2 rRNA genes are annotated in these 3183 nt (G+C 50.3%); both read left to right on the top strand.

Annotated elements, in window-relative coordinates:
- Positions 1-106: 106 nt before the first annotated feature.
- Positions 107-3006 (top strand): 23S ribosomal RNA (locus HMPREF0520_RS01550).
- 60 nt (positions 3007-3066) lie between these two features.
- Positions 3067-3183 (top strand): 5S ribosomal RNA (gene rrf, locus HMPREF0520_RS01545).

Below are 3183 nucleotides of genomic sequence, written 5' to 3'. Positions count from 1 at the left end.
AAGAGTTAGGACATTGAAAACTGAATATAATCAAAGCAAAAACCGAGACAATCAAAGAACAGATTGAAAAAAGAGCGACCGAGAAGAGAGAAGCTCAACTTGAATAGGTCAAGTAGAGAAGGGCGCACGGTGAATGCCTAGGCACTGGAAGCCGATGAAGGACGTGACAAACGACGAAATGCTTCGGGGAGCGGTAAGTACGCAGAGATCCGGAGATATCCGAATGGGGGAACCCGGCACCGCGAGGTGTCACCTTGAATGTGAATAGATAGCATTAAGGAGGAAGACGCAGTGAACTGAAACATCTAAGTAGCTGCAGGAAGAGAAAGAAAGATCGATTTCCCAAGTAGCGGCGAGCGAACAGGAAAGAGCCCAAACCTAATGGCTTGCCATTAGGGGTAGAAGGACTGTAAAAAGCCGAATGGAAGGATAGCAGAATTATCTGGGAAGATAAGCCAAAGAGGGTGAGAGCCCCGTAAGCGAAATCCGGAAAGTAGGTGAGCAGGATCCTGAGTAGGTCGGGACACGAGGAATCCCGATTGAATCCGCGAGGACCATCTCGCAAGGCTAAATACTAACCAGTGACCGATAGTGAACCAGTACCGTGAGGGAAAGGTGAAAAGAACCCCGGGAGGGGAGTGAAAGAGAACCTGAAACCGTGTGCCTACAAGTAGTCAGAGCACGTTAAAGTGTGATGGCGTGCCTTTTGTAGAATGAACCGGCGAGTTGCGTTGTGGTGCAAGGTTAAGTCAGAAAAGACGGAGCCGAAGCGAAAGCGAGTCTGAAGAGGGCGAGATAGTATCATGACGCAGACCCGAAACCAAGTGACCTACCCATGACCAGGTTGAAGGCGTGGTAAAACACGCTGGAGGACCGAACCCACGCAAGTTGAAAATTGCGGGGATGAGTTGTGGGTAGCGGTGAAATTCCAAACGAACTTGGAGATAGCTGGTTCTCTCCGAAATAGCTTTAGGGCTAGCCTCGTGTGAATGATAATGGAGGTAGAGCACTGTTTGGACTAGGGGCCCGTCAGGGGTTACTGAATCCAGATAAACTCCGAATGCCAGATATCAATGCGCGGGAGTCAGACTGCGAGTGATAAGATCCGTAGTCGAAAGGGAAACAGCCCAGATCACCGGTTAAGGTCCCAAAATCTATGCTAAGTGGAAAAGGATGTGGAGTTGCACAGACAACTAGGATGTTGGCTCAGAAGCAGCCACCATTTAAAGAGTGCGTAATAGCTCACTAGTCGAGTGACGCTGCGCCGAAAATTTACCGGGGCTAAGCATAGTACCGAAACCGTGGATGCAGGTAACTGCGTGGTAGGAGAGCGTTCTAAAGGCGGAGAAGGCAGATCGAGAGGACTGTTGGAGCGTTTAGAAGTGAGAATGCCGGTATAAGTAGCGAAAGACAGGTGAGAATCCTGTCCGCCGAAAGACTAAGGTTTCCTGGGGCAGGCTCGTCCGCCCAGGGTAAGTCGGGACCTAAGGTAAGGCCGAGAGGCGTAGCCGATGGACAACAGGTAGATATTCCTGTACTATTCGTAATCGATAAGAGCGAAGGAGGGACGCAGGAGGCTAATGACGCATGGAGATGGAATCATGTGTAAGCGTTAAGGGAGGATACGAGTCAAATGCTTGTAGCCAATTTTGAGACGTGATGCGGAGTGAAATCAAAGTAGCGAAGGTCATGAAGTCACACTGCCAAGAAAAGCTTCTAGCCAGAGAGCGAGTACCCGTACCGCAAACCGACACAGGTAGTCGAGGAGAGAATCCTCAGGTGAGCGAGAGAACTCTCGTTAAGGAACTCGGCAAAATAACCCCGTAACTTAGGGAGAAGGGGTGCTGAAGAGAAATCAGCCGCAGTGAAGAGGCCCAAACAACTGTTTATCAAAAACACAGGTATCTGCAAAATCGTAAGATGACGTATAGGTACTGACACCTGCCCGGTGCTGGAAGGTTAAGAGGATAGCTTAGCGAAAGCGAAGGTTAGAATTGAAGCCCCAGTAAACGGCGGCCGTAACTATAACGGTCCTAAGGTAGCGAAATTCCTTGTCGGGTAAGTTCCGACCTGCACGAAAGGTGTAATGATTTGGGCACTGTCTCAACGAGAGACTCGGTGAAATTATAATACCCGTGAAGATGCGGGTTACCCGCGACAGGACGGAAAGACCCCATGGAGCTTTACTGTAGCTTGATATTGAGTATTTGTTAAACATGTACAGGATAGGTAGGAGCCAGAGAAGATAGGACGCCAGTTTTATCAGAGGCAATGTTGGGATACTACCCTTGTTTGATGGATCCTCTAACTCGTCACACTAAGCGTGTGAGAGGACAGTGTCAGGTGGGCAGTTTGACTGGGGCGGTCGCCTCCTAAAGAGTAACGGAGGCGCCCAAAGGTTCCCTCAGAATGGTTGGAAATCATTCGCAGAGTGTAAAGGTAGAAGGGAGCTTGACTGCGAGAGAGACAACTCGAGCAGGTACGAAAGTAGGGCTTAGTGATCTGGTGGTACTGCATGGAAAGGCCATCACTCAACGGATAAAAGCTACCCTGGGGATAACAGGCTTATCTCCCCCAAGAGTTCACATCGACGGGGAGGTTTGGCACCTCGATGTCGGCTCGTCGCATCCTGGGGCTGAAGTCGGTCCCAAGGGTTGGGCTGTTCGCCCATTAAAGCGGCACGCGAGCTGGGTTCAGAACGTCGTGAGACAGTTCGGTCCCTATCCGTCGTGGGCGTAGGAAATTTGAGAGGAGCTGTCCTTAGTACGAGAGGACCGGGATGGACATACCGCTGGTGTACCAGTTGTCTTGCCAAAGGCACCGCTGGGTAGCTATGTATGGAAGGGATAAGCGCTGAAAGCATCTAAGTGCGAAGCCCCCCTCAAGATGAGATTTCCGAAGCGAAAGCAGTAAGACACCTTAGAGACGATGAGGTAGATAGGCCGGGAGTGGAAGAGCAGTGATGCTTGGAGCGGACCGGTACTAATAAGTCGAGAACTTGACCAAAGAGAGCTCGGAAGAAGCAGAGATTATATTCAGTTTTGAGTGTAAAAGCTCAAGGAAGAGTACGGTGGCGAAAGCAAGAAGGAAACACCTGTTCCCATGTCGAACACAGAAGTTAAGGTTCTTAACGCCGAGAGTAGTTGGTGGGAAACTGCCTGCGAGGGTAGGACGTTGCCGTGC

This window comes from Lactobacillus iners DSM 13335, from assembly GCF_000160875.1.
In the GTDB taxonomy this organism is placed as follows: Bacteria; Bacillota; Bacilli; order Lactobacillales; family Lactobacillaceae; genus Lactobacillus; species Lactobacillus iners.
This window is presented reverse-complemented; position numbering and strand designations above follow the sequence as displayed.